Origin of the sequence: Pseudomonas sp. ML96 (assembly GCF_000761545.1) — a bacterium.
Classification (GTDB): Bacteria; Pseudomonadota; Gammaproteobacteria; order Pseudomonadales; family Pseudomonadaceae; genus Aquipseudomonas.
Genome location: NZ_JPMY01000010.1, coordinates 210,555 through 234,871 on the forward strand (window position 1 = coordinate 210,555; position 24,317 = coordinate 234,871).

The following is a 24,317-nucleotide window of genomic DNA, read 5'->3' on the forward strand; positions in this document are numbered from 1 at the left end:
AGCGCCGCCCAAGAGGCCGAGAGCAGGCGCCACAAGCGCCGGAATCCGGCCCGCTGATGAGGAATCTCCCATGCCTGATGTAACCGTAAGCACCCTGCTGGGCCTGAAGCAAAAGGGCGAGAAGATCGCCATGCTGACCGCCTATGACGCCACCTTCGCCCAGGCAGCCTGCCAGGCCGGCGTGGAAGTGCTGCTGGTAGGAGACTCCCTGGGCATGGTCCTGCAGGGCCACGACAGCACTCTGCCGGTGTCGCTGGCCGACATGGCCTATCACACCGCCGCCGTGAAACGCGGCAACCAGGGCGCGCTGATCCTCGCCGATCTGCCGTTCATGGCCTACGCCACCCTCGAACAGACCTTCGCCAGCGCCGCCACCCTGATGCAGGCCGGCGCCCATATGATCAAGCTGGAAGGTGCCGCCTGGCTGGCCGAGCCGATCCGCCAGCTGGCCGAGCGCGGCGTGCCGGTGTGCGCCCACCTGGGCCTGACCCCACAGGCGGTCAATGTCTTCGGTGGCTACAAGGTACAAGGCCGTGGCGATGCTGCCGCGCGCCAGCTGCGCGCCGATGCCATGGCCCTGGAGCAGGCCGGCGCCGCCATGCTGCTGCTCGAATGCGTGCCCAGCGAGCTGGCCGCCGAGATCAGCCAGTCGGTGAAGATCCCGGTGATCGGCATCGGCGCCGGCCCGGCCACCGACGGCCAGGTGCTGGTGATGCACGACATGCTCGGCCTTTCCCTGACTGGCCGCGCGCCGAAGTTCGTGAAGAATTTCATGGAAGGCCAGCTGAACATCCAGGCGGCCTTCGCCGCCTACGTGAGTGCGGTGAAAGACGTCAGCTTCCCCGCCGAGGAGCACGGTTTCTCCGCATGAATACCGTCAAGACCGTACTGGAATTGCGCGCCGCCGTGGCGCGCGCGCGCGGCGAGGGCAAGCGCATCGCCTTCGTGCCGACCATGGGCAACCTGCACGAGGGCCACGTCGCTCTGGTGGAGAAGGCCGGCCAGCGCGCTGACTTCGTGGTCGCCAGCATCTTCGTCAATCCGCTGCAGTTCGGCCCCAACGAAGACCTGGCCAAGTACCCGCGCACCCTGGTCGCCGACCAGGACAAGCTGGTTGCCGCCGGTTGCCACCTGCTGTTCCACCCGGACGTGGAAGAGATGTACCCGCATGGTCAGGCCGGGCAGACCCGCGTCAGCGTGCCCGGCGTCTCCGAGGGCCTGTGTGGCGCCAGCCGCCCCGGCCACTTCGAGGGCGTCGCCACGGTGGTCAACAAGCTGTTCAACATGGTCCAGCCGGACCTCGCCATCTTCGGCGAGAAGGACTTCCAGCAACTGGCGGTGATCCGCACCCTGGTCCGCGACCTGAACATGCCGATCCAGATCATCGGCGAGCCGACCGTGCGCGCCGACGACGGCCTGGCGCTGTCCTCGCGCAACGGCTACCTGAGCGAGGAACAGCGCGCCCAGGCCCCGGCCCTGTATCGCACCCTGCAGCAACTGGCCGAGGCTGTACGCGAGGGTGAGCGCAACTTCGTCCAGCTGGCCGAGACCGGCAAGGCCAGCCTGCTGAGCGCCGGCCTGCGCCCGGACTATCTGGAAGTCCGCGAAGCCCTGAGCCTGCGTCCGGCTACCGCCGAGGATCGCGAACTGGTCATCCTGGCCGCGGCCTATCTCGGCACCACGCGCCTGATCGACAACCTCGCCTTCGCGCTGTAAGCCCCGCCAATCTTGAAGCCCCCAGGGGCTTCGGGCACACTCTGCCGCCCATTTTCCCAGGAGCCTCCGCCATGCACGCCATCATGCTCAAGGCCAAGCTGCACCGCGCCATCGTCACCCATGCGGTGCTCGACTACGAAGGCTCCTGCGCCATCGACGGCGAGTGGCTGGATCTGTCCGGCATCCGCGAATACGAGCAGATCCAGATCTACAACGTGGACAATGGCGAGCGCTTCACCACCTATGCCATCCGCGGCGAGGAGGGCTCGAAGATCATCTCGGTCAACGGCGCCGCCGCGCACAAGGCCGGCGTCGGCCACCGCGTGATCATCTGTGCCTACGCCCACTACAGCGAAGCCGAGCTGGCCAACTTCCAGCCACGCGTGCTGTACATGGGCGCCGATGGCGAGCTGAGCCACACCAGCAACGCGATTCCGGTGCAGGTCGCCTGACCCAGGCCTGTACCGCTAAACTCCAAGCCCGGAACCCTCCGGGCTTTTTAATGCCCGAAACGCCGTACAACAAGGAAATCTCCGCCCATGGCGTACTACCAGCATCCGCTCGACGTCACCACCCTGAAAGCCTGGCAGGACCTGCGCCAGCATCGCCAGGCCATGCAGGGCTTCAGCATGCGCGAGGCCTTCGCCAGCAATGCGCAGCGCTTCGAGCACTTCTCCATGAGCACCAGCGGCATCTTCCTCGACTACTCGAAGAACCTGCTCAGCGAAGAAACCCGTGCTCTGCTGGTCGCCCTGGCGCGCGAAGCCGGCCTGCAGGATGCCATCGAGGCGCTGTTCAACGGCGAGCAGCTGAATGCCTCGGAGGGCCGCCCTGCCCTGCACACCGCGCTGCGTCGGCCGATCGGCGACTGCGTCAAGGTCAACGGCGTCAACGTGATGCCGGAAGTGCACCGCGTGCTCAACCAGATGACCGACATCGTCGGCCGCATCCACAGCAACCAGTGGCGCGGCTACAGCGAGAAGACCATCACCGACGTGGTCAACATCGGCATCGGCGGCTCCTTCCTCGGCCCGCAGCTGGTCTCCGAGGCCCTGCTGCCGTTCACCCAGAACGGCGTGCGCTGCCACTACCTGGCCAATATCGACGGCAGCGAATTCCACGACGTGACGGCCAAGCTGAACGCCGAGACCACCCTGTTCATCGTCTCCAGCAAGTCGTTCGGCACCCTGGAAACCCTGAAGAACGCCCAGGCCGCGCGCTCCTGGTACCTGGCCCGTGGCGGCACCGAGGAGAAGCTGTACCGCCACTTCATCGCGGTCACCAGCAACAACAAAGCGGCCATCGAGTTCGGCATCCGCGAGAAGAACATCTTCCCGATGTGGGACTGGGTCGGCGGGCGCTACTCGCTGTGGTCGGCCATCGGCCTGCCGATCGCCCTGGCCGTGGGCATGTCCAACTTCAAGGAGCTGCTGTCCGGCGCCTACAGCATGGACACCCACTTCCGCACCGCACCGTTCGAGAAGAACATGCCGGTGCTGCTGGCCCTGCTCGGCGTCTGGTACGGCAACTTCTGGGGTGCGCAGAGCCACGCGATCCTGCCCTACGACCACTACCTGCGGAACATCACCAAGCACCTGCAACAGCTGGACATGGAGTCCAACGGCAAGAGCGTGCGCCAGGACGGCAGCCCGGTGAGCACCGAGACCGGTCCGGTGATCTGGGGCGGCGTCGGCTGCAATGGCCAGCACGCCTACCATCAGCTGCTGCACCAGGGCACCCCGCTGATTCCGGCGGACTTCATCGTGCCGGTGGTCAGCTACAACCCGGTGGCCGACCACCACCAGTGGCTGTACGCCAACTGCCTGTCGCAGAGCCAGGCACTGATGCTCGGCAAGTGCCGCCAGGAGGCCGAGGCGGAGCTGCGCGGCATGGGCCTGGGCGAAGACGAAGTGCAGCGCCTGGCGCCGCACAAGGTCATCCCCGGCAACCGCCCGAGCAACACCCTGGTGCTCGAACGCATCAGCCCGCGCCGCCTCGGCGCGCTGGTGGCGATGTACGAGCACAAGGTGTTCGTGCAGAGCGTGATCTGGGGCATCAACGCCTTCGACCAGTGGGGTGTGGAGCTGGGCAAGGAGCTCGGCAAGGGCGTCTACCAGCGCCTGACCGGCTGGGACCAGCCGCCAGCCGAGGATGCCTCGACCCAGGGCCTGATCGACTTCTTCCGCGGCCGTCACCGCGGCTGAGCCATCGGCGCTCCCCCAAACCCGGCCCAGTGCCGGGTTTGTGCATTCTGGGCCACGGCGAGGTCGGATATTGCATAGACAGGCTTGAACCAAGCAGGTGCTTGGTCCACCCTGATGCCACTTCGAACCCACAATAACAAAGGCCCCGCCATGTTCGAGATCACCCGCCATGCCGTGCCCGCCGCCGTACGCAAGCGTGCCCACCTGGATAACGAGGGCTATCAGCGCCTCTACCAGCAATCCATTGAGCAGCCAGAGGCGTTCTGGAGCGAGCAGGCGAAAGCCTTCCTGCACTGGTTCAAGCCCTGGGACGAGCTGCACCACAGCGACCTGGCCAAGGGCGAGGCGCGCTGGTTCAAGGGCGGCCAGCTCAACGTCGCCTACAACTGCATCGACCGCCATCTAGAGAAGCGCGGCGAACAGATCGCCATCATCTGGGAAGGCGACAACCCGGCCGAGTCGGCGCACATCACCTACAACAAGCTGCACCACAACGTCAGCCGCCTGGCCAACGTGCTGAAGAGCCGCGGCGTGAAGAAGGGCGACCGGGTGTGCATCTACATGCCCATGGTGCCGGAGGCGGCCTACGCCATGCTGGCCTGCACGCGCATCGGCGCCATCCACTCGGTGGTGTTCGGCGGCTTCTCCCCGGACGCCCTGCGCGACCGCATCCTCGATGCCGACTGCCGCACGGTGATCACCGCCGACGAGGGCGTGCGCGGCGGCAAGTACATCCCGCTGAAGAACAACGTCGACAAGGCCCTGCAGAGCTGCTCGAACGTCAGCACCGTACTGGTGGTCGAGCGCACCCAGGGCGAGATCGCCTGGGTGGAAGGCCGCGACCTCTGGTACCACCAGGCGCTCAAGGAGGTCAGCGCCGACTGCCCGGCCGAGCCGATGGACGCCGAGGACCCGCTGTTCATCCTCTACACCTCGGGCAGCACCGGCAAACCCAAGGGCGTGCTGCACACCACCGGCGGCTATCTGCTGGGCGCGGCGCTGACTCACAAGTACGTGTTCGACTACCACGAGGGCGACATCTACTGGTGCACCGCCGACGTCGGCTGGGTCACCGGGCACAGCTACATCGTCTACGGCCCGCTGGCCAACGGCGCCATCACCCTGATGTTCGAGGGCGTACCCAACTACCCGGACGCATCGCGCTTCTGGCAGGTGATCGACAAGCACCAGGTCAACATCTTCTACACCGCACCGACCGCCCTGCGCGCGCTGATGCGCGAAGGCGAGGCCGCGGTGAAGGCCACCGACCGCAGCAGCCTGCGCCTGCTCGGCTCGGTGGGCGAGCCGATCAACCCCGAAGCCTGGGAGTGGTACTACAACGTGGTCGGCGAGCAGCGCTGCCCGATCGTCGACACCTGGTGGCAGACCGAAACCGGCTCGATCCTGATCACGCCCCTGCCCGGCGCCACCGACCTGAAACCCGGCTCGGCCACTCGCCCGTTCTTCGGCGTGCAGCCGGTGCTGCTCGACGAGCAGGGCAAGGAGATCAGCGGCCCCGGCGCCGGCGTGCTGGCGATCAAGGCCAGCTGGCCGAGCCAGATCCGCAGCGTCTACGGCGACCATCAGCGCATGATCGACACCTACTTCAAGCCCTACCCCGGCTACTACTTCACCGGCGACGGCGCGCGCCGCGACGAGGACGGCTATTGGTGGATCACCGGCCGCGTGGACGACGTGATCAACGTCTCCGGCCACCGTATCGGCACCGCCGAGGTGGAAAGCGCCCTGGTGCTGCACGACGCGGTGGCCGAGGCCGCCGTGGTCGGCTATCCGCACGATCTCAAGGGCCAGGGCATCTACGCCTTCGTCACCACCATGAAGGGCCTGGAGCCTTCCGACGAGCTGAAGAAGGAACTACTGGCCCTGGTCGGCAAGGAGATCGGCAGCTTCGCCAAGCCGGAAATGATCCAGTGGGCGCCAGGCCTGCCCAAGACCCGCTCGGGCAAGATCATGCGCCGTATCCTGCGCAAGATCGCCTGCAACGAGCTGGACAACATGGGCGACACCTCGACCCTGGCCGATCCGTCGGTAGTGGACAGCCTGATCGAGCAGCGCCTGAACCAGTAGAATTGCGGCACAGTGCGGGAGCCGCCCGGCTCCCGCCCCTTCGCCGAGCCGTACCCCATGGAATTCCTCCGCCAGCGCATCGAGCAGCAGGTCCTCAGCCTCAGCGGCATCGCCCTCGGGCAGATCGACTTCAGCCAGCCCCAGGGCGACCCCGGCCTGTTCGGCCCCGATGCAGTGTGCTGGCGCGTGCATGGCGACTTCACCAGCATGATGGTCGGCGGCATCAGCGCCCTGCTGCTGCAGGCCCTGCACCCTCTCGCGCTGGCCGGCGTGTGGGACCACTCGAATTTTCGCGAAGACCTGATCGGCCGCCTGCGCCGTACTGGCCAGTTCATCTCCGGTACCACCTTCGGCTCGCGCCGCGATGCCGAGTGGCTGATCGACAAGGTGCGCACCATCCACCTCAAGGTGGTCGGCACCGCGCCGGATGGCCGCCCCTACGCAGCCAGCGACCCGGCATTGCTGACCTGGGTGCATGTGGCCGAGGTCTCCAGCTTCCTCGCCGCCCACCTGCGCTACCGCAACCCGCAGCTCAGCGAGGCCGACCAGGACCGCTACTACGCCGAGGTGGCGCTGATCGCCGAGCGCCTCGGCGCCGAGAACGTGCCACGCTCGCGCGCCGAAGTCGCCGCCTACCTCGCCGCCGTGCGCCCGCAGTTGCTGTGTGATGAGCGCTCGCGGGAGATCCTGCGCATCCTGCAGGGCGCGCCGGCCCCGAGCGCCCTGGCCGTGCCAGTGGGCAAGCTGCTGATGCAGGCCGGCTTCGATCTGCTGCCGGAGTGGGCCCAGGCCATGCTCGGCACGCCGCTGGGTTCGGCCCGCAGCCGCGCCATTCGCGCCGGGGTGAACAGCCTGGCACCGACGCTGCGCTGGGCCGTGCGCGGCGGTGCAGTACATCGCGCGCGCCAGCGCATGGGCCTGCCGCCGCGCGACTGAGCGGTCGCACCCTGCACTGGCCGGGTTCCAAACGGCTATGCCAACATAATGCCCCCGTCGCGCCCACCGTGCGCGCCCCGATTTCGAGGAGCCCGTCATGCAAGAAGTCGTCATCGTCGCCGCCACCCGCACCGCCATCGGCAGCTTCCAGGGCTCCCTGGCCAGCGTCCCCGCCGTCGAGCTGGGCGCCGCCGTGATCAAGCGCCTGCTGGAACAGACCGGCCTCAACGGCAGCGAAGTGGACGAGGTGATCCTCGGCCACGTGCTCACCGCCGGCGCCGGGCAGAACACCGCGCGCCAGGCCTCGATCAAGGCCGGCCTGCCGAATGCCGTGCCGGCACTGACCCTGAACAAGGTCTGCGGCTCCGGCCTCAAGGCCCTGCACCTGGGCGCCCAGGCGATTCGCTGCGGCGATGCCGACGTCATCATCGCCGGCGGCATGGAGAACATGAGCCTGGCGCCCTACGTCATGCCCGCTGCCCGCACCGGCCAGCGCATGGGCCACGGCAAGCTGGTCGACACCATGATCCAGGACGGCCTGTGGGACGCCTTCAACGACTACCACATGGGCATCACCGCCGAGAACCTGGTGGAGAAATACGGCATCAGCCGCGAGCAGCAGGACGCCTTCGCCGCCGCCTCGCAGCAGAAAGCCGTGGCCGCCATCGAGGCCGGCCGCTTCAATGACGAGATCACGCCGATCCTGATCCCGTCGCGCAAGGGCGACCCGGTCAGCTTCGCCAAGGACGAGCAGCCGCGCGCCGGCACCACCGCAGAAAGCCTGGCTGGCCTCAAGCCGGCGTTCAAGAAGGACGGCAGCGTCACCGCCGGCAACGCCTCCAGCCTCAACGACGGCGCCGCTGCCGTGTTGCTGACGAGCGCCGAGAAAGCTAAGTCCCTGGGTCTGCCGGTACTGGCCAAGATCGCCGCCTACGCCAACGCCGGCGTCGATCCGGCGATCATGGGCATCGGCCCGGTCTCGGCGACCAAGCGCTGCCTGGAGAAAGCTGGCTGGCAGCTGGCCGACCTCGACCTGATCGAGGCCAACGAAGCCTTCGCCGCCCAGGCCCTGTCGGTGGGCAAGGAGCTGGGCTGGGATGCGGCCAAGGTCAACGTCAACGGCGGCGCCATCGCCCTCGGCCACCCCATCGGCGCCTCCGGTTGCCGCGTGCTGGTGACCCTGCTGCACGAGATGATCAAGCGTGACGCCAAGAAGGGCCTGGCCACCCTGTGCATCGGCGGCGGTCAAGGTGTGGCGCTGGCGATCGAACGCACCTGATCCGACTCGCGACGAGACTAACGCCGGCCTAGAGCCGGCGTTTTTCTTGGTAAACTGCGCGCCCTCCCGCTCCGAGACGCCGCGCATGTCCTCTCTCGACCAGGCGCTCCGTGCCGCCCTCGATGCCCGCCAGCCACTGTTGGCCGAACTGCACCAGCAGCAGACCGACTGCTACCGGCTGTTCCATGGCAGCCAGGAAGGCGCACCCGGCCTCACCGCCGACCGCTACGGCCCGCAGCTGATGGTGCAGAGCTTCCATCAGACGCTGGAAACCGATGCCCTACTCGCCCTGCACGCGACCATCAACCAGCACCTCGGCCTCGGCCTGCAGCTGGTCTACAACGACCGCTCCGGCGGCAACTCTCGCGTCGACCGCCGCGATGCGGTGTACCAACCTGCGCCAGAAGCGCTGGTGGATATGATCGGCCAGGAGTGGGGCCTCAACTACCGGGTCCGCGGGCGCCATCCGGGCCAGGACCCGCTGCTGTTCCTCGACCTGCGCAACGCCCGCGGCTGGGTCAAGGCCAACAGCGCCGGCAAGAGCGTACTCAACCTGTTCGCCTACACCTGCGGCGTCGGCCTTTGCGCTGCGGCGGGCGGCGCGCGCGAGGTACTCAACCTGGACTTCGCCGAGGGCAACCTGGCGGTAGGCCGCGAAAACGTGGCGCTCAACCCGGGCCTGGCGATGGACTTCGTGCAGTCCGACTACTTCCCTGCCATCCGCCAGCTGGCCGGGCTGCCCATCGCCTCTCGCCGCGGACAGAAGCTGCCGAGCTACCCGCGCCTGGAACAGCGCCAGTTCGACCTGGTGCTGCTCGACCCGCCGGCCTGGGCCAAGAGCGCCTTCGGCACCGTCGACCTGCTGCGCGACTACCAGAGCCTGCTCAAGCCAGCGATCCTCGCCACCGCCGAGGATGGCGTGCTGATCTGCTGCAACAACCTGGCGAAGGTCGAGCTGGAGAAGTGGCGCAGCCAGGTGCTGCGCTGCGCCGAGAAACTCGGCCGACCAGTGCGTGACTGCGAGCAATTGCTGCCGGCTGCCGACTTCCCCTCGCGTGATGGCAAGCCGCCGCTGAAGACGCTGATCCTGCGCTTCTGATCCCACTGCAAGCGGGCGCAGGCTCTGCGGCGCGTCACAGCGCCGCCCTGATGGCCCACAAAGCGGCGAGGCCCATGCCATACTCCAGACTCCTCAGTCTGGAAGAAGACGCTGCCTCATGCTCAAAGGATTGCAACGCATCGCCTACGCCGTCGCGATCGTACTCGGCCTCTACGCCCTGCTCGGTTTCCTGATCCTGCCCGGTATCGGCCAGCGCGTGGCCAACCAGCAGCTGAGCCAATTGGCCACCGTGCCGGCGCGCCTGGAGCGCGTTGAGCTGAACCCCTTCAGCCTGGAGCTGCAGCTCTGGGGCCTGCATATCGGCGAGGCAGACAAGCCGCAGGTGGCCTTCCAGCGCCTGTACGCCAACCTGCAGCTGGACAGCTTGTGGAGCGGCGCCCTGCATCTGGCCGACGTGGAGCTGGAGAAGGCGCATACCGAGGTGCTGTTCGCCAAGGACGGCAAGCTCAACCTGACCGGCCTGTTCAAGCTGCCGCCCAGCGAGCCGAAGCCAGCCCAGGAAGAGCCGAGCGAGCCCTTCCCCCTGCGTATCACCCGTATCGCCCTGATCGAGAACGGCCTGCACTTCGAGGACCTGCGCCCGAGCGAGCCGGTCGAGTTCGTCTACGACTCGCTGAACCTGGAACTGAAGAACCTCAGCACTCTGCCCGACGACAGCGCCGACATGCAGCTGGTCGCCACCGGCCCCTATGGCGGGCGCATCGACTGGCATGGCCAGGTCGGCCTCACCCCGATCACCTCCAAGGGCCAACTGAAGGTCACCGACGGCCGTCTCAAGGGCGTGTGGCCCTATGTCCGCGACGCCGTGCCGCTGGTACTGGAAGACGGCGTGCTCGACCTCAGCGCCGACTACTCGCTGAACCTGGCCAAGGGCACCGAGCTGCAGCTGAGCAACGTCAGCGCTGACCTCAGCAAGTTCGCCATCAAGAGCCCCGAGGACAAGCCGCTGGTGCGCCTGGAGCGCCTGGAGGTCGGCGAGACCAGCCTGGACCTGGCCAAGCAGCAGGTGGTGATCGGAACGATCCGCAGCCACAAGCTGGAAACCTGGGCCGCCCGCGAGAAAGATGGCCAGCTCGACTGGCAGAAGCTGTTCGCCAGCCATAGCAAACCGACGCCGGCAGCCATGCCTGCCGTAGAGCCGGCGCCCGATACCGCTCCCGAAGCTCCGGCTCCGACAGCAAACGAAGGTGGCACTGGCTCCACGCCCACACCAGCGTCTGCGGAGAAAACCGAACCCGCGCCTACGGATGCACCGCAGCAAACCGCCAGCACCACGACATCAGCAGAGCCGGCAAAACCGGAAGAGCCAGCCAAGCCCTGGCAGGTGCTGCTGCGCGATGTACAGCTGCGCGAATACCAGATCCACCTAGCCGACCGCGCCGCAGGCAGCCAGGAGGTCAAGCTCGACCTGGCGCCACTCAACCTCGACATCAAGGACTTCGACAGCCTCGGCACCTCGCCCTTCGGCCTCAAGCTGGAGACGGGAGTGAACAAGCGCGGCCAGCTCAAGGCCGAGGGCCAGGTCCAGCTGCAGCCGACCACCGCCAAGCTGCAACTGGTCACCCGCGACATCGACCTGCGCCTGGCGCAGTCCTACATCAGTCCCTTCGTGCGCCTGGAGCTACGCAGCGGCCAGCTCGGCAGCGACCTGGCGGTGGACCTGAAGAGCGTCGAGCCGCTGGCCTTCAGCATTGGCGGGCGCGCCGAGGTCAACCAGCTGCACACCCTGGACACCATCAAGGACCGCGACTTCCTCAAGTGGCAGCAACTGGTGGTCGAGGGCCTGGACTATCGCCACGGCGAAGGCCTGGCGATCAAGCAGATCAACCTGCAGCAGCCCTATGCGCGCTTCATCATCAACGAAGACCTGACCACCAACGTCAACGACCTGATGATCCCGCAGCCGGCGCAGCCCAATGCCAAGGCCGAACCGGCGGGCAAGCCGCTGCCGATCCGCATCGGCGGCGTCGCCATCAAGGACGGCTCGGCCAACTTCGCCGACTTCAGCCTGACACCCGACTTCGCCACCGCGATCCAGCAGCTCAATGGCCAGATCGGCACCCTGGACAACCAGAGCCCGCAGGCCGCCAGCGTCAATATCACCGGCAAGGTCGACAAGTACGCGCCGGTCAGCATCAAGGGCAAGCTGACCCCCTTCGACCCGATGAACAGCCTGGATATCGCCACCAGCTTCAAGAACGTCGAGCTGACCACCCTCACCCCCTACTCCGGCAAGTTCGCCGGCTACCGCATCAAGAAGGGCCGCCTCAATCTCGACCTGCGCTACCAGATCGAGAAGGGCCAGTTGAACGCCGAGAACAAGCTGCTGCTGGAAGACCTGCAGCTGGGCGAGAAGGTCGACAGCAAGGACGCCGTGGACTTGCCGATCCGCCTGGCCGTGGCCCTGCTCAAGGACACCAAGGGCAACATCGATATCCAGCTGCCGCTGCAGGGCAACCTCAACGACCCGCAGTTCAGCGTCATGCCCATCGTCTGGCAGACCCTGCGCAACCTGGTACTGCGCGCCGCCCAGGCACCGTTCAAGTTCATCGCCGGCCTGGTCGGCGGCAGCAACGACGACCTCAGCCAGGTGCAGTTCGCCGCCGGCAGCAGCGAGCTAGACGGCGCTGCGCAGAAGTCCCTGGATACCCTCGCAGCAGCACTCAAGGAACGCCCGGTGCTGCGTCTGGAGGTGGAAGGCGGCAGCGCCCAGGCCAGCGATGGCCCCCTGGTCGCCGCACAGCGCCTGGAGCGCGAGTACCAGACCACCCAGTACAAGATCATGCAGCGCAATGGCGATACGGTGCCCGCCGCGCCCGAACAACTGGTGGTGGACGAGGACGACAAGCAGGTGCTGCTGGAAGGCATCTACCGCGCACGCCTGAAGCAGCAGCCCCCGGCCGAGTGGAAAGAACTGTCAAACGACGAGCGCACAGCGAAGATGCGCGACGCCGTGCTGCAATCCTGGAGCAGCAACGAAGTACTGCTGCGCCGGCTCGGCCAGGCCAGGGCCGCCAGCATCAAGGATTACCTGGTAGAACGCGGCGGCCTGGAAGACCAGCGCATCCACCTGCTCGATGTCAGCCTGAGCCAGAGCCCAGCCGCCGCTCAAGTGCCCACCGTACTGCATCTGGGAAGCATGTAATGAGCCGCAGTCTCCAAGCTCTCTCCCTGCTGCTGGCCTGCGGCCTGGCCGAGGCCGGCACGCTGCGTTGCGGCAGCAAGCTAGTCAACGAAGGTGATCGTGCCTTCGAGGTCGAGCGCAAGTGCGGCCCACCCGCCCATCGTGATCTCGTTGGCTATACCGGCGGCTACTACGGTGGACGGGAAATGGTGATCGAGGAATGGGTATACGGCCCCACCAACGGCATGCTCAGCATCCTCACCTTCCAGGGCAATCGCCTGACCCGCATCGAAACCAAACGCGCCGACTGACAGGCAGCCGATCATGGATGTAGGCTGCTAGAAACACTCTGAGCAGCCGCCCAAGATGTACAAGCTATTCCTTCTCGCCTCCCTGCTACTGACCGGCATCGCCGAAGCCGGCTCTACCCTGCGCTGCGGCAATCGATTGATCAGTACCCAGGACCTGGCCAGTGAGATCGAAAGCAAATGCGGAGAACCGAGCAGCCGCTCGTTCCTCGGCTATCGAGAAGTGGTGGACTACTACGGAATCGTCTCGGAGATACCAATCGAAGAGTGGAGCTACGGCCCGAAGAACGGCATGTATTACTTTCTCCGTCTAGAGGGCAATCGCCTGATCAAGATTGAGAGTAAACGCGGCGACTAAAGCGCACGCCAATCAACCTTTCATCCACCATCGATGTGCAGGGCGACCACAAAAAAGCCCCGCATTGCGGGGCTTTTTCAAATCAGGCAGCTACAGCTTGCTGCTGAAATCGCGCACTTCCTGTTGCGCCCGCTCCTTGGTCCAGCCGTAGCGCTCCTGGAGTTTGCCTTCCAGATATTCGCTATGGCCTTCGACGATATCCAGATCGTCGTTGGTCAGGTTGCCCCAGCGCTCCTGGATACGACCGGAGAGCTGCTTCCACTTACCTTTGATCACATCGGAATTCATGAGTCTGACTCCTTCTGAGGAGCCGCCGGCATCAAGCCGGCAGCTCATTGGGTCATTCGGTGGATTTCAGGCCGTCGGCAGACACTGCGGTCACACCCTTGATGGCCTTGGCCTTCTCTACAGCCAGGTCACGCTCGGCATCGGTCGGCACCACACCGGACAGGGCTACCACGCCCTGGTTGGTTTCCACCTTGATATCCAGGCCGCTGATACTGTCATCAGCCAGGAAGCTGGCCTTCACCTTGCTGGTAATCCAGGTATCGCTGACAGCCTCTTCTGCGTTGTCGACGGTTTCGCTGGCAGCCAGCTGCATCGATTGCACGGAGGCCGGAGCAGTGAGCTCATCGGCAAAGGCCGCATTGCTCAGCGGCAGGCTCAGGGCGGCGGCAGTGAGGGCGGCAAGGGTCCACTTATTGAACTGCTGTTTCATGGCGATCTACTCCTGATTGCTTCTGACGTATCGGCAGCCAACTCCTGGCTGCGCTTGCACTAGGGATATCGCAAGCGCTGTGCCAGACCGCAATCAAAAATAAATTCATTTAAATTCAATTAGTTATAAATATACGCCGCTAGGCTTCGGCATGCAGAATGCCGAGATGCGCAAAACTTGTCGTGCATATTGCAATATCTACCGACCACGATGCTCGGCCACCCCGGTCCTCTAGCAGCCCAGAAAGTCCGGACAAAAAAAGAGGGCCCCGAAGGGCCCTCTTTTCTTACTGCGCGGATACGACTTAGACGCCGGAAGCCTTGGCAGCGGCAACGTCCTTGATCGACAGCTTGATGCGGCCGCGGTTGTCCACGTCCAGTACCAGCACTTCGACTTCCTGACCCTCCTTCAGCACGTCGGTCACTTTCTCTACGCGAGCGTCGCTCAGCATGGAGATGTGTACCAGACCGTCCTTGCCCGGCAGGATATTGACGAAGGCGCCGAAGTCGACGATGCGCTCGACCTTGCCGACGTAGATCTTGCCGATCTCGGCTTCCGCGGTGATCGCCAGTACGCGCTGTTTGGCAGCGTCAGCGGCTTCCTTGGTTTCGCCGAAGATCTTGATCGAGCCGTCGTCTTCGATGTCGATCGAGGCCTTGGTCTCTTCGCAGATGGCGCGGATGGTGGCGCCACCCTTGCCGATGACGTCGCGGATCTTGTCCTGGTCGATCTTCATCGCCAGCATGGTCGGGGCGTTGGCCGACAGCTCGCTGCGCGATTGGGCGATGACCTGGTTCATCTGGCCGAGGATGTTCAGACGGGCTTCCAGAGCCTGACCCAGGGCGATCTCCATGATCTCCTCGGTGATGCCTTGGATCTTGATGTCCATCTGCAGCGCGGTGACGCCATTGGCGGTACCGGCCACTTTGAAGTCCATGTCGCCCAGGTGGTCTTCGTCACCGAGGATGTCGGTCAGTACAGCGAACTTGTCGCCTTCCTTGACCAGACCCATGGCGATACCGGCAACCGGCGCCTTCATCGGCACACCAGCGTCCATCAGGGCCAGGGAAGCGCCGCACACGGAAGCCATGGAGGACGAACCGTTGGACTCGGTGATTTCCGAGACGATACGGATGGTGTACGGGAAGTCGTCATTGCTCGGCAGCATGGCAGCAACGCCACGACGAGCCAGGCGGCCGTGGCCGATTTCGCGGCGGCCGGTAGCGCCCATGCGACCACACTCGCCCACCGAGTACGGCGGGAAGTTGTAGTGCAGCATGAAGGGGTCACGCTTCTCGCCTTCCAGGGTGTCCAGCAGTTGGGCATCGCGGGCGGTGCCGAGGGTGGCAACGACCAGGGCCTGGGTTTCGCCACGGGTGAACAGGGCCGAACCGTGGGTCTTGTCGAGTACACCGACTTCGATGTTCAGACCACGCACGGTGCGGGTGTCACGACCGTCGATACGCGGCTTGCCGTCGACGATGTTCTGGCGCACGGTGCGGTATTCGATCAGACCGAAAGCGTCTTTGACTTCACCGGAGGACGGCTGGCCTTCTTCGCCGGAGAACTTGGCAACGACCTGGTCGCGCAGCTCGTCCAGACGGTTGTAGCGGTCCTGCTTGATGGTGATGGTGTAGGCCTGGGAGATGGCCTCGCCGAACTCGGCCTTGATGGCGCTGAGCAGAGCGGTGTTCTCGGCCGGGGCGGTCCAGTTCCAGCGCGGCTTGCCGGCTTCGGCAGCCAGCTCGCCAACGGCCTTGATCACGGCCTGGAACTCGTCATGGGCAAACAGTACGGCACCCAGCATCTGGTCTTCGGTCAGCTCTTTGGCTTCGGATTCGACCATGAGCACGGCGTCTTTGGTACCGGCCACGACCATGTCCAGGCTGGAAGCCTTGAGCTGCTCGTAGGTCGGGTTCAGCAGATAGCCGGTTTCCGGATGGTAGGCCACGCGAGCGGCACCGATCGGGCCGTCGAACGGGATACCGGAGATGGCCAGGGCGGCCGAGGTACCGATCATGGCGGCGATGTCCGGGTCGGTCTTCTTACTGGTGGAGACCACGGTGCAGATGACCTGCACTTCGTTGAGGAAGCCTTCCGGGAACAGCGGACGGATCGGACGGTCGATCAGGCGCGAAGTCAGGGTCTCTTTCTCAGAAGGGCGCGCTTCACGCTTGAAGAAGCCGCCGGGGATCTTGCCGGCGGCGTAGGTTTTTTCCTGGTAGTGCACGGACAGCGGGAAGAAGCCCTTGCCCGGATCGGCTTGCTTGGCACCGACCACGGTGACCAGCACGCTGACGTCGTTGTCGACGGTGACCAGCACGGCGCCGGAGGCCTGACGGGCAATGCGCCCGGTTTCCAGGGTGACGGTCGACTGACCGAACTTGAATTGCTTGATTACCGGATTCACGGAGTTTTCCTTCTCTTTGTTGCCTTGGGGAAATCGGTGGAAGGTACGGGAGTCGGCCCGTGACATTCCTGCAGATAGCTAAAAGCTGAAAGCCCGAAGCCGAAAGTGGGAGGGTATCCCGACTTTCAGCTCCGAGCTTCCAGCTTCAAGCGTGCGGCTCGCGCGCTATTAGCGACGCAGACCCAGGCGACCGATCAGGGCGCTGTAACGACTGGTGTCCTTACCCTTCAGGTAGTCCAGCAGCTTGCGGCGCTGGTTAACCATGCGGATCAGACCACGACGGGAGTGGTGGTCTTTGCCGTTGGCCTTGAAGTGGTCTTGCAGCTTGTTGATGTTGGCGGTCAGCAGGGCAACCTGCACTTCCGGAGAACCGGTATCGCCTTCAGCTTGCTTGTAGTCGGTTACGATCTGGGCTTTTTCTTCAACGCTCAGTGCCATGGTAATGGGCTCCTTGAGTGAACAGGCCGGGAACCAGTCCCGTGTTTTAAAAAGAGGTATGACCGTGCCTGCTGACAGCCACCCTCGTTTCGGTCCTGCGACCGAATTCTGGTCCCGGAGCCTCGCTCCAGGGCCTACCCGCGTCAGGCGCCGGTAGAGATCAATCGTTTCGGCGCTATGCGCCCGTCTTCGCTCATTTCACCGATACCGATGAAACGGCCAGTATGGTCGGTCACCCGCACCATGCCGAATTTCGGTGCCTCCGGCGCGCGTACCGGCTGGCCGTGCAGCCAGTAGTAGGCGCTGTGCTCGGACAGCTGCAGCAGTGGCCAGTGCTCAAGGCCGCTGTCTACCGGCAGGAGGAACTGGTCCAGCGCCTCGTTGCCGCCATCGGCGTGAGCCTTCTCCAGCGCCTCCAGACTCACGGTCTGGGCCAGCACGAAGGGCCCTGCCTGAGTTCGGCGCAGCTCGGCGACGTGGCCACCGCAACCCAACTCACGCCCCAGGTCCTCGACCAGGGTGCGGATATAGGTGCCTTTGCTGCAGGCCACCGACAGACGCAGCTGCGCGTCGTCCAGGGCCAGCAATTCCAGGCGCGCGATAGTAACAGATCGCGCCTCGCGCTCCACTACTTCGCCGGCACGGGCCAGCTTGTACAGCGGCTGGCCATCCTTCTTCAGGGCCGAGTACATTGGCGGTATCTGCTTGATTTCACCGCGAAAACGCGGCAGCAGCGCCTCAATGGCCTCCCGACCGACGGTAACCTCGCGGCGCTCGACGACTTCACCCTCGGCATCGCCAGTGGTGGTAGTCACGCCCAGCTGGGCGACGGTCTCGTAGCCCTTGTCGGCATCCAGCAGGTACTGGGAGAACTTGGTAGCCTCACCGAAGCACAGCGGCAGCACGCCGGTGGCCAGCGGGTCGAGGCTGCCGGTGTGGCCGGCCTTCTCGGCATTGAGCAGCCAGCGCACCTTCTGCAGGGCCTGGTTGGAGCTCATACCGCGCGGCTTGTCGAGAATCAGGATGCCGCTGACATTGCGACGAATGCGTTTAACCTGCGCCACTGTCAGTCTTCCTGGTGCTTGCTGTCTTCGGACACTGCACGGTCAATCAAGGCCGACAAGTGGGTACCGCGCGAGACGCTCTCGTCATAGTGGAAGTGCAACTGCGGCACGCTGCGCAGCTTCATCGCCTTGCCCAGCAGCATGCGCAGATAGCCAGCAGCATCATTCAGCACACGCACGTTCTGAGTGATTTTCTCGGCATCGTTCTCGCCCATCACGGTGATGAACACCTTGGCGTGACCGACATCGCGACTGACATCCACGGCAGTGACGGTAACGAAGCCGAGGCGCGGGTCCTTGACCTCACGCGGGATCATCTGCGCCAGCTCACGCTGGATCTGGTCGCCAATGCGCTGAGTACGACTATAAATTTTTGCCATTTTTTCCTACCTCAACCCACCGCCAACAGCAGCGGGCTCACAAGCGGCAAACGCCCGGCCGCGCTGATGCGGGGCCGGGCGTCCGGTGTTGCGGGCCGTCCCTTACAGGGTACGAGCCACCTGGACCTTCTCGAACACTTCGATCTTGTCCCCGACCTTGACGTCGTTGTAGCTCTTCACCGCGATACCGCACTCCATGCCGTTACGCACTTCGCCGACGTCGTCCTTGAAGCGACGCAGGGATTCCAGCTCACCTTCGAAGATCACCACGTCGTCGCGCAGTACGCGGATCGGACGGTTACGGTGAACGGTACCCTCGATGACCATACAGCCAGCGACAGCGCCGAACTTCGGCGAACGGAACACGTCACGCACTTCGGCGGTGCCGAGGATGTTCTCGCGAACATCGCTGCCGAGCATACCGGTGAGCGCCTTCTTGACGTCTTCGATGATGTCGTAGATGACGTTGTAGTAACGCATGTCGATGCCTTCAGCCTCGACGATCTTGCGCGCACCGGCATCGGCACGCACGTTGAAGCCGAACAGCACGGCGTTGGAGGCCAGCGCCAGGTTGGCATCGGACTCGGTGATACCACCGACGCCGCCGCCGACCACGCGAACCTGCACTTCGTCGTTGCCCAGGCCACTGAGCGAGCCTTGCAGAGCTTCCAGGGAGCCACGGACGTCGGATTTGAGGACGATGTTGAGCGTCTTCTTCTCTTCCTGGCCCATGTTCTCGAAGATGTTTTCCAGCTTGCCGGCGTGAGCACGGGCCAGCTTGACCTCGCGGAACTTGCCTTGACGGAACAGGGCCACTTCGCGGGCCTTCTTCTCGTCGGCAACCACGGTCATGTCGTCGCCGGCATCCGGGGTGCCGTCCAGGCCGAGGATCTCGACCGGAATCGACGGACCGGCTTCCTTGATCGGCTTGCCGTTCTCGTCGAGCATGGCGCGCACGCGGCCATAGTTGACGCCGACCAGGACCATGTCGCCCTGACGCAGGGTACCGTCCTGAACCAGCACGGTGGCTACCGGGCCACGGCCCTTGTCCAGGCGGGACTCGACCACTACGCCGCGGCCAGGAGCCGACGGGGTGGCTTTCAGCTCGAGAACCTCGGCCTGCAGCAGCACGGCCTCCAGCAGTTCGTCGACGCCGGTACCGGCCTTGGCCGAAACACCTACGAACGGAGCATCGCCGCCCCACTCTTCCGGGATCACATCTAGCGCGGCCAGGCCGTTCTTGATGTTGTCCGGGTTGGCGTCCGGCTTGTCCATCTTGTTGATCGCGACCACGATCGGCACGCCAGCCGCTTTCGCGTGCTGCACGGCTTCCTGGGTCTGCGGCATAACGCCGTCGTCGGCCGCCACTACCAGGATGACGATGTCGGTGGCCTTGGCACCGCGAGCACGCATCTGGGTAAACGCAGCGTGGCCCGGGGTATCGAGGAAGGTGACCATGCCGCGGTCGGTTTCCACGTGGTAGGCACCAATGTGCTGGGTGATACCACCGGCTTCGCCAGCGGCTACCTTGGCACGACGGATGTAGTCGAGCAGCGAGGTCTTACCGTGGTCGACGTGACCCATGACGGTCACTACCGGCGCGCGGTGGAAGGCTTCACCTTCGAACTTCAGCGATTCGGCCAGTTGCTCTTCCAGGGCGTTGTCGCTGACCAGCTTGACCTTGTGGCCAAACTCTTCGGCGATCAGCTGGGCAGTTTCCTGGTCCAGTACCTGGTTGATGGTCACCGGAGTGCCCATCTTGAACATGAACTTGACCACTTCGGCACCCTTGACCGCCATCTGGGCAGCCAGGTCACCAACGGTAATGGTCTCGCCGATTGCTACATCGCGCACAATAGGTCCTGTCGGGCTCTGGAACCCGTGCTGGTTACGCTTCTTCGGCTTCATCCGGCCGCCGCGACCGCGGTAACCATCAACTTCTTCGTCGGTACTACGTGGAGCGACGCGCGGAGTCGGCGCCTTGTCCTTCGGAGCAGGACGATGCTGGGCATGCTTGCGATCGCGACGCTCGTCGTCATCGCTGCGAGCCGGCTTCTCTTTTTCCTTCTCGACGCGGCGCGGCTCTTCCTTCTTGCGCTCGACGGCAGCCGGCGCGACTTCGGCAGCCACAGCGGCTGGAGTCTCGTCGGCGGCTGGAGCCACAACGGCCAGAACGGCGGCGTCCTGTTGCTTGCGGGCTTCGACCTCAGCCTGCTTGCGCGCTTCTTCCTCGGCCTTCAGGCGTGCGGCCTCTTCGACAGCACGCTGCTCTTCCAGCTCGCGCTGCTTCTCGGCTTCGATCTCGTCCGGGCTGCGCTTGACGTAGGTTTTCTTCTTGCGCACTTCCACGCTGATGGTCTTGCTACCGGCAACCTTCAGGGTGGTGGTGGTCTTGCGCTGCAGGGTGATCTTGCGCGGCTCTTCTACCTTCTCGCCGTGGCTACCTTTCAGGTGCGCGAGCAGGGCCTGCTTTTCATTGTCAGTTACCACTTGCTCGGCACTGGTGTGAGGCAAACCTGCCTCACGCATCTGCTGCAGCAGGCGCTCCACTGGTGTATCGACCACTTGGGCCAGTTCTTTCACCGTGACTTGCGTCATGCATCTCTCTCCTCAGGCCGCAACCGCTTACTCGAACCAGTGGGCTCGGGCGGCCATGATCAGCTTGCCGGCACGCTCTTCGTCGATGCCGTCGATGTCGAGCAGGTCGTCAATCGACTGCTCGGCCAGATCTTCGCGGGTAACTACGCCACGCACTGCCAGTTCCTGAGCCAGGCCCTTGTCCATACCGTCCAGCGACAGCAGGTCTTCGGCAGGCTGGGCGTCGGCCAGCTTCTCTTCAGTGGCAATGGCTTTGGTCAGCAGACGGTCCTTGGCACGAGCACGCAGCTCGTTGACGATGTCCTCGTCGAAACCGTCGATGCTGAGCATCTCTTCCATCGGTACGTAGGCGATCTCTTCCAGGCTGGTGAAGCCCTCCTCGACCAGTACCTGAGCCAGCTCTTCGTCCACATCGAGCTCGTCGACGAAGTTCTGCAGGATGTCGCCGGTCTCGGCTTGCTGCTTGGCCTGGATGTCGGCCTCGGTCATCACGTTCAGGGTCCAGCCGGTCAGCTGGCTGGCCAGACGCACGTTCTGACCACCGCGGCCAATGGCCTGAGCCAGGTTGTCTTCACCGACCGCGATGTCCATGGCATGGGTATCTTCGTCGACGATGATCGCCGCCACTTCGGCCGGAGCCATGGCGTTGATCACGAACTGAGCGACGTTCTCGTCCCACAGCACGATGTCCACACGCTCGCCACCGATCTCACCGGAAACGGCCTGTACGCGCGAGCCGCGCATACCGATGCACGCGCCCTGCGGGTCGATGCGCTTGTCTTTGGAGCGCACGGCGATCTTGGCGCGCGAACCCGGATCACGGGAGGCAGCCATCACTTCGATCAGGCCTTCGGCGATTTCCGGCACTTCGATGGTGAACAGCTCGATCAACATCTGCGGCGCGGTACGCGACAGGATCAGCTGCGGACCGCGGTTCTCGGTGCGGATTTCCTTGAGCAGGGCACGCATGCGGGCACCTACACGGAAGGTTTCGCGCGGGATGATGTCTTCGCGAGCCAGCAGCGCTTCGGCGTTATTGCCGAGGTCGACGATCACGCTGTCACGGGTGACCTTCTTCACGGTGCCGGAGATGATCTCACCGACGCGCTCGCGATAAGCATCGACCACCTGGGCGCGCTCGGCCTCACGGACCTTCTGCACGATCACCTGTTTGGCGGTCTGCGCGGCGATACGACCGAACTCGATCGACTCGACCGGCTCCTCGACGAAATCACCGACCTTGGCGCCGGGCTCACGCTCTTGAGCTTCTTCGACGCTCAGCTGAGCGGACGGGTTTTCCAGATCGTCTTCAGCGACCACTTCCCAGCGACGGAAAGTCTCGTAGTTGCCGCTCTGGCGATTGATCGCCACGCGCAGCTCGACTTCGTCGTCAAAACGCTTCTTGGTCGCCGTCGCCAGAGCCAGCTCCAGCGCTTCGAAAATGACAGCTGCCGGTACACCCTTCTCGTTGGATACCGACTCTACAACCAGCAGTACTTCTTTACTCATCGTACGCCTCGCCTTTCGCAATCCATTGGATCCGCGGGATCCGCGTCTCAGTCAAAACGGGGAATAATGTTGGCCTTGTCGATCAGATCGATCGGCAACAGGAATTCGTGGTCATCCACCAGCACCACCACGTCCTGCTCCTCCACACCGCGAAGGAAGCCCTGGAAATTGCGCCGCCCGTCGAAGGGCGAACGCAGCTTGATCTTCACCTGCTCACCGACATGGGCAGCGAACTGCTCGAGGGTGAACAACGGCCGATCCATGCCAGGCGACGACACCTCGAGGGTGTATTCGCTGGTGATCGGATCCTCGACATCCAGTACCGCGCTGACCTGACGGCTCACCGCCTCGCAGTCCTCGACCAGGATGCCGTTGGCATGATCGATATACACGCGCAGCAGGGAATGCCGCCCCTGGGAGATGAACTCGATTCCCCAGCATTGGTAGCCGAGCGACTCGACTACCGGGGCCAACATGGCCTGCAACTGTTCCAGCTTGCTCGACACCCGAAGCCCTCCGCGCATGTCGTAGAAATAAAAAATGGGCGAAACGCCCATCCATCGTGCCACCCGACTACAAATGCCGGTGGCGGACTTGTCCAGCTAACAAAAAGCCCCTGAAAAGGGGCTCTTACATCCGGTTGCGGGGGCTGGATGAACCAACGACCTTCGGGTTTTATGGGCCCGACGAGCTACCAGACTACTCCACCCCGCACCAAAGCTGGGCCAAGAGTATACGGACCTAACCCAGGAGGGTCAACCAAACACCAGGAAACGACAAGGCCCGCAAACTGCGGGCCTTGTCGAGATATGGTACCGAGGAGGGGACTCGAACCCCTACAGCCTATGGCCACTACCACCTCAAGGTAGCGTGTCTACCAATTCCACCACCTCGGCAAAGAGGGTATTACTTTTGCTCCGGAGCTGCCGGGACGTCGGATTTCTCCACCCCCGAACCTTGCTCTTGAAGCACCGGAACGTCTTCGACGGCCGGCTTCTGCTGCACTTCAAGTACTGCCGGATCCGGCAAACCTGCCTGCGTCAGATTATCAGCTTTTTCTTTAGCAAAGAAGGCTAAACCCAAGCTGGTAATGAAAAAAATCGCTGCGAGTATAGCAGTGAAGCGACTCAGGAAGGTAGCAGAACCTTGGCTACCGAAGACGGTCGCCGAGGCACCAGCACCAAAGGAAGCACCCGCATCGGCACCCTTGCCCTGCTGCAGCAGAACCAGACCGACAACACCGATGGCGCCCAGCAGATGTACGACGATTACGACTGTTTCCAGCATTTATCAGTTTCCTGCGGCGCGACAGATCGCACCAAACTCATCTGCATTCAAGGAGGCTCCACCAATGAGCCCCCCATCGATATCCTGCATGCCGAACAACTCGGCAGCATTGGCAGCCTTGACACTGCCGCCGTACAGAATTCTTACACCGCGCGCCACTTCTGCATTCTCTGCATCCAGTTGCGCACGAATGGCTGCGTGAACCTCTTGCGCCTGCTGAGGCGAAGCAGTCAGCCCAGTACCAATGGCCCAGACCGGCTCATACGCCACAACAGCCCTGGAGAAGGCACCTACACCCAACTCCTCGATCACACTACCCAACTGAGCAGACACCACTTCGAGCGTCTTGCCCGCCTGACGCTGCTCAAGGGTCTCACCGATGCACAGCACCGGAATCAGACCACAGGATTGCGCAGCGGCAAACTTACGACTGATCTGCTCGTCACGCTCACCCAGAATCAGGCGACGCTCAGAGTGCCCCACCAGCACCATGCTGCAACCAGCATCAGCAAGCTGACTTGGTGCAATCTCGCCAGTCAGAGCACCCTGCATGGGCTCCACAGCACAGTTCTGCGAACCTACTGCAATCGCCTTGCCTTCGAGACCAACCAGCACCTGATTGATGTACAGACAAGGCGGCATGACTGCCACTTCAACGCCGCTAGGCAGCGCCAACTGACGAAGCCCCTTGATCAGCTCTGCGACGCTGGCGCGGGTACCGTGCATTTTCCAGTTACCAGCTACCAGGGGGCGACGCATGCCTGACCTCGTCGTTCAAAG

22 protein-coding genes and 2 tRNA genes are annotated in these 24,317 nt (G+C 64.0%); 11 read left to right on the forward strand and 13 right to left on the reverse strand.

The genetic code is table 11. The annotated features are described in order from the left end of the window. Positions 1-70 precede the first annotated feature (70 nt). The 11 genes from panB to IP89_RS07695 all read left to right on the forward strand — a co-directional run bounded on the left by panB (position 71) and on the right by IP89_RS07695 (position 13,133). Positions 71-871 (forward strand): 3-methyl-2-oxobutanoate hydroxymethyltransferase, encoded by an 801-nt coding sequence (gene panB, locus IP89_RS07645; protein WP_043308780.1) that lies wholly within the window; start codon positions 71-73, stop codon positions 869-871. Continuing rightward, positions 868-1,716 carry a pantoate--beta-alanine ligase gene (gene panC, locus IP89_RS07650; RefSeq protein WP_043308782.1) on the forward strand — a complete coding sequence of 283 codons (849 nt, stop codon included), beginning with the start codon at positions 868-870 and terminating at the stop codon, positions 1,714-1,716. Before panB ends, panC begins: the two co-directional genes overlap by 4 nt. Before the next feature lie 71 nt (positions 1,717-1,787). Next, positions 1,788-2,168 carry an aspartate 1-decarboxylase gene (gene panD, locus IP89_RS07655; protein WP_021700408.1) on the forward strand — a complete coding sequence of 127 codons (381 nt, stop codon included), beginning with the start codon at positions 1,788-1,790 and terminating at the stop codon, positions 2,166-2,168. An 87-nt stretch (positions 2,169-2,255) separates the two neighbouring features. After that, positions 2,256-3,920 (forward strand): glucose-6-phosphate isomerase, encoded by a 1,665-nt coding sequence (gene pgi / locus IP89_RS07660; RefSeq protein ID WP_043308783.1) that lies wholly within the window; start codon positions 2,256-2,258, stop codon positions 3,918-3,920. A 150-nt stretch (positions 3,921-4,070) separates the two neighbouring features. Next, positions 4,071-6,008: an acetate--CoA ligase gene (gene acs, locus IP89_RS07665; protein WP_043308784.1), complete on the forward strand. Its 1,938-nt coding sequence runs from the start codon at positions 4,071-4,073 to the stop codon at positions 6,006-6,008. A gap of 57 nt (positions 6,009-6,065) precedes the next feature. Beyond that, a complete protein-coding gene (locus tag IP89_RS07670) occupies positions 6,066-6,944 on the forward strand; it encodes an oxygenase MpaB family protein (protein WP_043308786.1) in 879 nt (292 codons plus the stop codon). A gap of 97 nt (positions 6,945-7,041) precedes the next feature. Then, positions 7,042-8,223: an acetyl-CoA C-acetyltransferase gene (locus IP89_RS07675; protein WP_043308788.1), complete on the forward strand. Its 1,182-nt coding sequence runs from the start codon at positions 7,042-7,044 to the stop codon at positions 8,221-8,223. A gap of 85 nt (positions 8,224-8,308) precedes the next feature. Beyond that, positions 8,309-9,322 carry a class I SAM-dependent rRNA methyltransferase gene (locus IP89_RS07680; protein WP_043308790.1) on the forward strand — a complete coding sequence of 338 codons (1,014 nt, stop codon included), beginning with the start codon at positions 8,309-8,311 and terminating at the stop codon, positions 9,320-9,322. Positions 9,323-9,440: 118 nt separating this feature from the next. Then, the gene (locus IP89_RS07685; protein WP_043308792.1) at positions 9,441-12,488 is read left to right on the forward strand and encodes a DUF748 domain-containing protein; all 3,048 of its coding nucleotides are present in this window, start codon (positions 9,441-9,443) and stop codon (positions 12,486-12,488) included. Next, the gene (locus IP89_RS07690; RefSeq protein WP_043308793.1) at positions 12,488-12,778 is read left to right on the forward strand and encodes a DUF2845 domain-containing protein; all 291 of its coding nucleotides are present in this window, start codon (positions 12,488-12,490) and stop codon (positions 12,776-12,778) included. The genes IP89_RS07685 and IP89_RS07690 overlap by 1 nt, the downstream gene beginning before the upstream one ends. A 55-nt stretch (positions 12,779-12,833) precedes the next feature. Then, positions 12,834-13,133: a DUF2845 domain-containing protein gene (locus IP89_RS07695; RefSeq protein WP_043308794.1), complete on the forward strand. Its 300-nt coding sequence runs from the start codon at positions 12,834-12,836 to the stop codon at positions 13,131-13,133. Between the two features lie 90 nt (positions 13,134-13,223). Here IP89_RS07695 and IP89_RS07700 read toward each other — a convergent pair whose 3' ends face one another. The 13 genes from IP89_RS07700 to tpiA form a co-directional block, all read right to left on the reverse strand. Continuing rightward, positions 13,224-13,421, reverse strand: coding sequence for a CsbD family protein (locus IP89_RS07700; protein WP_043308795.1), 198 nt, complete (start codon positions 13,419-13,421; stop codon positions 13,224-13,226). 52 nt (positions 13,422-13,473) lie between these two features. Then, a complete protein-coding gene (locus IP89_RS07705; protein ID WP_043308796.1) occupies positions 13,474-13,851 on the reverse strand; it encodes a BON domain-containing protein in 378 nt (125 codons plus the stop codon). Between the two features lie 304 nt (positions 13,852-14,155). After that, entirely contained in the window at positions 14,156-16,261 is a 2,106-nt protein-coding gene (pnp, locus tag IP89_RS07710; RefSeq protein WP_043308797.1) for a polyribonucleotide nucleotidyltransferase, read from the reverse strand. 168 nt (positions 16,262-16,429) lie between these two features. Continuing rightward, complete coding sequence (gene rpsO / locus IP89_RS07715; protein WP_043308798.1) at positions 16,430-16,699, reverse strand: 30S ribosomal protein S15; 270 nt, start codon at positions 16,697-16,699, stop codon at positions 16,430-16,432. Positions 16,700-16,842: 143 nt separating this feature from the next. Continuing rightward, positions 16,843-17,763: a tRNA pseudouridine(55) synthase TruB gene (gene truB, locus IP89_RS07720; protein WP_043308799.1), complete on the reverse strand. Its 921-nt coding sequence runs from the start codon at positions 17,761-17,763 to the stop codon at positions 16,843-16,845. Between the two features lie 2 nt (positions 17,764-17,765). Continuing rightward, entirely contained in the window at positions 17,766-18,143 is a 378-nt protein-coding gene (gene rbfA / locus IP89_RS07725) for a 30S ribosome-binding factor RbfA (protein WP_043308800.1), read from the reverse strand. 102 nt (positions 18,144-18,245) lie between these two features. Beyond that, on the reverse strand, positions 18,246-20,741 hold the full coding sequence (gene infB, locus IP89_RS07730) for a translation initiation factor IF-2 (RefSeq protein ID WP_043308801.1): 2,496 nt from the start codon (positions 20,739-20,741) through the stop codon (positions 18,246-18,248). Positions 20,742-20,768: 27 nt separating this feature from the next. Then, on the reverse strand, positions 20,769-22,250 hold the full coding sequence (gene nusA, locus IP89_RS07735) for a transcription termination factor NusA (RefSeq protein ID WP_043308802.1): 1,482 nt from the start codon (positions 22,248-22,250) through the stop codon (positions 20,769-20,771). A 47-nt stretch (positions 22,251-22,297) separates the two neighbouring features. Continuing rightward, positions 22,298-22,756: a ribosome maturation factor RimP gene (gene rimP, locus IP89_RS07740; RefSeq protein WP_043308803.1), complete on the reverse strand. Its 459-nt coding sequence runs from the start codon at positions 22,754-22,756 to the stop codon at positions 22,298-22,300. A 134-nt stretch (positions 22,757-22,890) separates the two neighbouring features. Further along, a tRNA-OTHER gene (locus tag IP89_RS07745) sits at positions 22,891-22,964 on the reverse strand. A 96-nt stretch (positions 22,965-23,060) separates the two neighbouring features. Beyond that, positions 23,061-23,146, reverse strand: a tRNA-Leu gene (locus tag IP89_RS07750). A 10-nt stretch (positions 23,147-23,156) separates the two neighbouring features. Continuing rightward, a complete protein-coding gene (gene secG / locus IP89_RS07755) occupies positions 23,157-23,537 on the reverse strand; it encodes a preprotein translocase subunit SecG (RefSeq protein ID WP_043308804.1) in 381 nt (126 codons plus the stop codon). Between the two features lie 3 nt (positions 23,538-23,540). Continuing rightward, complete coding sequence (gene tpiA / locus IP89_RS07760; RefSeq protein ID WP_043308805.1) at positions 23,541-24,296, reverse strand: triose-phosphate isomerase; 756 nt, start codon at positions 24,294-24,296, stop codon at positions 23,541-23,543. Between the last annotated feature and the right edge of the window lie 21 nt (positions 24,297-24,317).